The organism is Bacillus sp. 05T31, assembly GCF_056396725.1.
The window spans coordinates 1-6922 of record NZ_JBFTMA010000182.1 but is presented as its reverse complement, the minus strand read 5'-3'; the positions used below and the strand labels follow the sequence as shown (position 1 = coordinate 6922).

Here is a 6922-nt window from a genome sequence, read left to right as displayed (position 1 = left end):
GGGTATGTCTTGTGGACATTGTGTAAATTCTATTGAAGGAAGTGTAAAAGAATTAAACGGTGTTGAACAAGTGAAAGTTCAATTAGCAGAAGGAATTGTTGAAGTTACTATTAATCCATCAATCGTCACTTTAAAAGAAATTGTTGTTGCAATCGAAGATCAAGGATACGATGTCCAATAATAATTTTTAAATATAGAAGTAAATCGTACTTTATATGGAGTACGATTTATTTTGCTAAAAATTATACCTCATGAGGGTATATAGAGGTGAGAGGAATGAATGAACAAAAAGAGGCCAATCTTCAAATATCAGGAATGACATGTGCAGCATGTGCAAATAGAATTGAAAAGGGTCTTAAAAAAGTTGAAGGTGTTCAAGATGCAAATGTGAATTTTGCACTTGAAAAAACAAAAATTGTGTACGATCCAACTCAAACAAATCCGCAAGAATTTAAAGAAAAAGTTGAATCGTTAGGATATGGGGTTGTAAGTGATAAAGCTGAGTTTACCGTATCGGGAATGACGTGTGCTGCATGTGCGAATAGGGTGGAAAAACGTTTAAATAAGTTAGATGGTGTGAGTAAGGCAACAGTAAATTTCGCTTTAGAATCAGCTACTGTAGAATTTAATCCTGATGAAGTTAATGTTAATGAAATGAAGAGTACGATTACAAAATTAGGATATAAACTAGAAGTCAAATCAGATGAGAAAGATGCATCAACAGATCATCGATTACAAGAAATTGAGCGACAAAAGAAGAAATTTATCATTTCGTTTATTTTATCATTCCCTTTATTGTGGGCAATGGTGAGTCATTTCTCATTTACATCATTTATTTATTTACCTGATATGCTTATGAATCCGTGGGTGCAGCTAGCTCTTGCAACTCCTGTTCAGTTTATCATTGGAGGGCAGTTTTATATTGGGGCTTATAAAGCGTTGCGTAATAAAAGCGCCAACATGGATGTTCTCGTGGCACTCGGAACGTCTGCAGCTTATTTCTACAGTGTGTATTTAAGTATTAGGTCGATTGGTTCTTCGGAACATATGACAGATTTATATTTTGAAACGAGTGCGGTACTTATTACGTTAATTATTTTAGGTAAATTATTTGAGGCGAAAGCAAAAGGACGTTCATCAGAAGCTATTAAAAAATTGATGGGATTACAGGCGAAAACTGCTACAGTTGTACGAGATGGAACAGAAATGAAAATTTTAATAGAAGAAGTGGTAGCTGGTGATGTTGTCTATGTTAAACCTGGGGAAAAAATCCCAGTAGATGGAGAAATTGTAGAAGGAAAATCAGCGATAGATGAATCGATGTTAACAGGCGAGAGTATTCCAGTTGATAAAACAATTGGGGATGTAGTAATCGGTTCTACAATGAATAAAAATGGATTTTTAAAAGTTAAGGCAACTAAGGTAGGAAGAGACACTGCGTTAGCTCAAATTATTAAAGTAGTGGAAGAGGCTCAAGGTTCGAAAGCTCCTATTCAAAGGGTAGCTGATCAAATTTCAGGTATTTTCGTACCTGTTGTAGTTGTGATTGCTATAATCACATTTGCGGTATGGATGATATTTGTTACACCTGGTGATTTTGGAGGAGCACTTGAGAAAATGATAGCAGTGCTTGTTATCGCTTGTCCATGTGCATTAGGTCTTGCAACACCTACATCTATTATGGCGGGCTCAGGAAGATCAGCTGAATAYGGYATTTTATTTAAAGGTGGAGAGCATTTAGAAGCAACCCATCGATTAGATACGATTATTTTAGATAAAACGGGTACAGTGACAAATGGAAAACCGGTATTAACTGATATAATTGTAGCAGATGGATTTGAAGAGAAGGAAATATTAAAATTAGTCGGTGCAGCAGAAAGAAATTCTGAACATCCACTTGCAGAAGCAATTGTAGAAGGAATTAAAGAAAAGGACATTGATATCCCAAGTTCAGAAACGTTTGAAGCAATTCCGGGATTTGGTATTGAATCGGTTGTAGAAGGGAAACAATTATTAATTGGTACACGTCGATTAATGAAGAAATTCGATATTGATATTGAAGAAGTTTCTAAATCGATGGAAGCGCTAGAACGAGAAGGAAAAACAGCAATGCTTATTGCGATTAATAAAGAATATGCTGGTATAGTGGCTGTTGCGGATACTGTAAAAGATACTTCAAAAGCAGCTATCGCAAGACTTAAGAAAATGGGTCTAGACGTTGTTATGATTACAGGAGATAATACACAAACTGCTCAGGCAATCGCTAAGCAAGTTGGTATTAATCACGTAATTGCAGAAGTATTACCAGAAGGAAAAGCAGAAGAAGTGAAAAAACTGCAAGCGCAAGGTAAGAAAGTAGCAATGGTTGGAGATGGAATAAATGATGCTCCTGCACTGGCTACGGCGGATATCGGTATGGCAATTGGAACCGGAACGGATGTAGCGATGGAAGCGGCAGATATTACGTTAATCCGTGGTGATTTAAATAGTATTGCTGATGCAATTTTTATGAGTAAAATGACGATTAGAAATATTAAGCAAAATCTATTCTGGGCGTTAGCTTATAACGGCCTAGGAATTCCAATTGCGGCGCTCGGTTTCTTAGCACCTTGGGTTGCAGGTGCAGCAATGGCATTTAGCTCTGTATCAGTCGTATTAAATGCATTAAGATTACAAAGAGTTAAATTGAAATCTTAAACACTTTCAGCTATAAAGCGAATTTAATATGCTTTTTTACAATAAACAATACTTTGTATAAGTATTGTTTATTGTTCGTTTAGAAGGAAAAGTCGATATAATATAGAAAGAGCAGAAGTAGAATCATATATAGTGGAAGAAACTGCTTCGAAAATAAACACGAAATAATTATCCGGATAACCGAAATAAAAGAGTTAGTTTGATAAGGAGTTTTACATATGTTTAAAGATATTAAAATTAGAACATTCCAGAAGGAGGATTTAGAGCAAGTATTACAATTGTTCTATGAAACGGTTCATACGGTGAATGCAAAAGATTATAACGAGTTACAGCTACAGGCGTGGGCCCCAGAGCGACTAGATAGAGAGAGATGGCTACAGTCTTTAGAAAAGAATATTTGTTACGTTGCTGATTATAAAGGTGTGATAGTGGGATTTGGGGATTATAATGATGATCATTACGTAGATCGCTTATTTACGCATAAAGATTATCAAGGAAAAAGGATAGCATCATACATACTACAGAAGTTAGAAAAAGAAGCAGTGAACTTGCAGCATAGGGATATATATACAGAGGCGAGTATTACAGCAAAACCTTTCTTTGAAAGCAAAGGTTTTATTTGCATAAAGGAACAAAATAAGCAGCATAATGGTCAGATTTTTATTAATTATGTCATGAAAAAAATAGCCTTCTCATAAATGAGAAGGCTATTTTTCATTATTTTACAGCTTCTTTTAGTTCTTTACCAGCTTTAAAAGCAGGTACTTTAGAAGCTGCGATTTGCATTTCTTCACCCGTTTGTGGGTTACGGCCTGTACGAGCAGCTCTTTCACGAACTTCGAATGTACCGAATCCGATAAGTTGTACTTTTTCGCCAGCAGCTAAAGAGTTAGTGATTGATTCTACTACAGTTTGTAAAACTACAGTAGCTTCTTTTTGAGAAATCTCAGCGTTTTGTGCTACGTTTTTAATTAATTCTGTCTTATTCATGTTTTTCACCTCATATGTAAATAATGCTATTTAAGTTGTTATTATAACGTATAAAACATTCGAGAACAAGTGTACGTACATATATTCGCAAAAAAAATGAAATTTGTAATATTTTTTAGGACCAATTTATAGACATTCAATTTAAGCGGATACAGATTTTTTCTTTAATGCAGTTTGCTCTTTATTGGAAGGTAGTTTCTTATTATAAGATATGAAATAAGGTAATGCTACAAATAACATACCCCCTACTAAGTTTCCGAAGAAAACAAAAATGAAGTTTGGAAAATATTCAACCCAAGTTAAATGACCAGAAAAAATTGCAGCTGGGATGACAAACATATTGGCTACAACGTGTTGAAATCCAATCGCAACAAAAGTCATAACAGGGAACCAAATACCGACAATCTTTCCGATAAATTCTTTACTTCCCATACTGAGCCAAACAGCTAAACAAACGAGCCAATTACACCCGATTGCAGAAATGAAGGCTTGCAGTGGTGTATCTTGTAGTTTAGCTTGTGCAATAGTAACTGTTTTTGCTAAAAAAGCTCCCTCCGTTAAGCCGACGATATGACCAAAAAAATAAGCGGCGAATATAGCACCTATGAAGTTGCTAAACGTAACAATAACTAAATTTCGTATGAAGTGAAATAAGTCGATTTTTTTGTGAAGCCATGCCATTGAAACGGTCATCATGTTGCCAGTTACTAATTCACCGCCTGCAAGGATAACGAGTATAAGACCGATAGGGAATACGGCAGCACCTAAAAAGCTAGTAAATGATCCCCAAGATTTTGGCATTGTTCCGATAACATGGATATCAAGTAAATATCCTAATGCTATGAAAGCACCACCAAAAAAACCGAGAATTAGCATAGGGAGCAATGATAAATGAGCTTTTTTTCTTCCAGAATTAGCAGCAAGTTCCGTAATTTCTTCTGGTGTAAATACAGACATGAATAACCTCTCCTTAATAGAATGATAGAATGAATAGAAGAAACATTTTAAAGAATCTATGTATGATAAAAATATGATATGATTTCTGTATAAATTTGTCAAAGTGAGTGGAGCTGAAATTGGATATAACGAACATTGTTCATGTTGTCACATTAATGTAACAATAAGGATTTAAAGTGATTTTAGAGGTGAAAACATGAATACGCATCATGTAAAAAAAGAACGAAAAAAATCAATCGTAAAGATATTTATTATTAGTTTCATAAGTATATTAATGATACCAGTAAGTTTGTATTTCTATGCGACTGAAATAGAAAGAAGACTAGTAACAGTTACGTGGAATGAAATAGAAGCTCCTACAATTCCTAAAGAGTTTAATAATAAAAAAATATTGCAGTTCTCAGATTTACATTTAGGACCAGATTTTACATTGAAACAACTAGAAAATTTGGTGGAGAAGATGAATGAATTACATCCAGATATAGTAGTTTTTACAGGAGATTTAATAGATAAGTTTGGATCCTATAGTGCGGAAAGAGAAGAAGCAAAGGTTATTTTGCAGAAAATTAAAGCTCCCCTAGGAAAATATGCTGTGTTTGGGAATCATGATAGAGGTGGGGGCGGTAGTTTATTTTACAAAAAGTATATAGAGGAAGCTGGTTTTTCTGTGTTAGTAAATGAAGTGCAGAAAATTAAAGGGGAAAACGGCAAGTATATTACAATATCAGGTTTGGATGATTTTTTATTAGGGAAGCCACAAATAGACTCGACTTTAAAAAACTTAAGACAACAAGATTTCAATATGCTATTRATACATGAGCCGGATGTTGTAGATAAAGTATCTCGTTATCCAGTCGATTTTCAAATGTCAGGACATAGTCACGGAGGACAAGTTCAAATTCCTTTTGTAGGTCCTTTAATTACTACAAAACTAGCTGAGAAGTATATTGAAGGAATGTATGAATTAGAAGGAACGAGTAAGCCGTTACATTTATATGTAAATCGAGGTATTGGAACGACTCGAATGCCTGTCAGGTTTTGGAGTAGACCTGAACTTTCAGTTTTTGTATTGAAGAAAAATGGTAATTAGAGTAGGACGTTTAACACTTTTGAAAAGAAGAGAACTTTTAGTAGAAAGTTCCTTTTTTATTGATTAAAACCAGAATATTGTGTACTTTTTATTTAAAGTGTTAAAAAGAAAGGGGAATTTCTATGATAGAAACATGGCATAAAGAATTGGAAAGTTTATATAACCAAATGGTTTCGTGGCGAAGAGATTTTCATCAATACCCAGAGCTATCGTTTCAAGAAATAGAAACACCGAAAAAAATAGCTGAAGTCTTAAAAAGCTTTCGTATTGATGTGAAAACGGATGTAGGCGGAAGAGGGGTAATCGGCGTAATTGAAGGTGGAAGACCTGGGAAGACGATAGCGTTACGTGCTGATTTTGATGCGCTACCTATTCAAGATGAAAAACAAGTTTCATATAAATCAAAAATTCCTGGCGTCATGCATGCTTGTGGGCATGATGGGCATACGGCAACACTTTTAGGAGTTGCGAAAGTATTAAGTGATAACCGAGATCAGATTTCTGGAAAAATAGTACTTATACATCAACATGCAGAAGAGAAAGAACCTGGCGGGGCAATTGCTATGATTGAGGACGGTTGTTTAGAAGGAGTAGATGTTGTTTTTTATTATTTTTGCAAGGAAAGACTATCAAAATATGTTCTATAGTTATTGGAGAATTCAAAGTTGTTTTTTGCATCCCAATTAATGGACCAAGACATTAGACCGCGAAATGCAGGGTAGCCACTTTGATTAGAAAGTTTATACTTTCCTCCGAAAGGAACTCCTTTAATGATATAATCTAAAGCTTTTTTCATTTCAGTTGGAGAAATATATCCACCGCTTGGAGCTGCTGGTGCTGCAGGAAGCCCAATCATTACTTGATCTGATTGTATGGAATTAATAAAACGTTGCTTAGCAACATTGTCAGGAAGTAAAACGACCCCATTTTGTCCACCTATTGAAAGAACCACTTTTTTTCCTTTACTTTTTAAATAGGAAATATCAGATTTGAACTCTGCATCTGTACCATACACAGGGGAAAATTCAACAGTGGAACGATCACCACCAGTTTCACCGAAAGATACATTTATTACATCCCATTTTGGTGAAACGTCTTTTAATTTAATAATGCCAGTACCGTTATCAAAGTTATGCCAATATCCAACGAGTAGTTTTGATCCTAAATTGTTTGCAGCTTGTGTTTGGA

6 protein-coding genes and 2 pseudogenes are annotated in these 6922 nt (G+C 34.9%); 5 read left to right on the top strand and 3 right to left on the bottom strand.

What is annotated here, in order from left to right:
- The 3 genes from AC1DJR_RS13325 to AC1DJR_RS13315 form a co-directional block, all read left to right on the top strand.
- Nucleotides 1–181, top strand: a 181-nt coding sequence (locus AC1DJR_RS13325; RefSeq protein WP_477002788.1) for a copper ion binding protein, incomplete at its 5' end; no start/stop codon positions are given.
- A 95-nt stretch (nt 182–276) separates the two neighbouring features.
- A complete protein-coding gene (locus AC1DJR_RS13320) occupies nt 277–2697 on the top strand; it encodes a heavy metal translocating P-type ATPase (protein WP_429686862.1) in 2421 nt (806 codons plus the stop codon).
- Nucleotides 2698–2915: 218 nt separating this feature from the next.
- Nucleotides 2916–3395 carry a GNAT family N-acetyltransferase gene (locus AC1DJR_RS13315; RefSeq protein ID WP_002033656.1) on the top strand — a complete coding sequence of 160 codons (480 nt, stop codon included), beginning with the start codon at nt 2916–2918 and terminating at the stop codon, nt 3393–3395.
- A 19-nt stretch (nt 3396–3414) separates the two neighbouring features.
- On the opposite strand, the gene AC1DJR_RS13310 is transcribed toward AC1DJR_RS13315, so the two are convergent.
- Nucleotides 3415–3687 (bottom strand): HU family DNA-binding protein, encoded by a 273-nt coding sequence (locus AC1DJR_RS13310; RefSeq protein WP_002033657.1) that lies wholly within the window; start codon nt 3685–3687, stop codon nt 3415–3417.
- Between the two features lie 141 nt (nt 3688–3828).
- A complete protein-coding gene (locus AC1DJR_RS13305; RefSeq protein WP_429686863.1) occupies nt 3829–4644 on the bottom strand; it encodes a formate/nitrite transporter family protein in 816 nt (271 codons plus the stop codon).
- Between the two features lie 196 nt (nt 4645–4840).
- On the opposite strand from AC1DJR_RS13305, the gene AC1DJR_RS13300 reads away from it, so the two are divergent.
- Both AC1DJR_RS13300 and AC1DJR_RS13295 read left to right on the top strand, forming a co-directional pair.
- On the top strand, nt 4841–5734 hold the full coding sequence (locus AC1DJR_RS13300; protein ID WP_429686864.1) for a metallophosphoesterase: 894 nt from the start codon (nt 4841–4843) through the stop codon (nt 5732–5734).
- A 122-nt stretch (nt 5735–5856) separates the two neighbouring features.
- Nucleotides 5857–6339 (top strand): annotated as a pseudogene (locus tag AC1DJR_RS13295) (amidohydrolase); the annotation flags it as partial.
- Between the two features lie 2 nt (nt 6340–6341).
- Here AC1DJR_RS13295 and AC1DJR_RS13290 read toward each other — a convergent pair.
- Nucleotides 6342–6922 (bottom strand): annotated as a pseudogene (locus AC1DJR_RS13290) (chitinase); the annotation flags it as partial.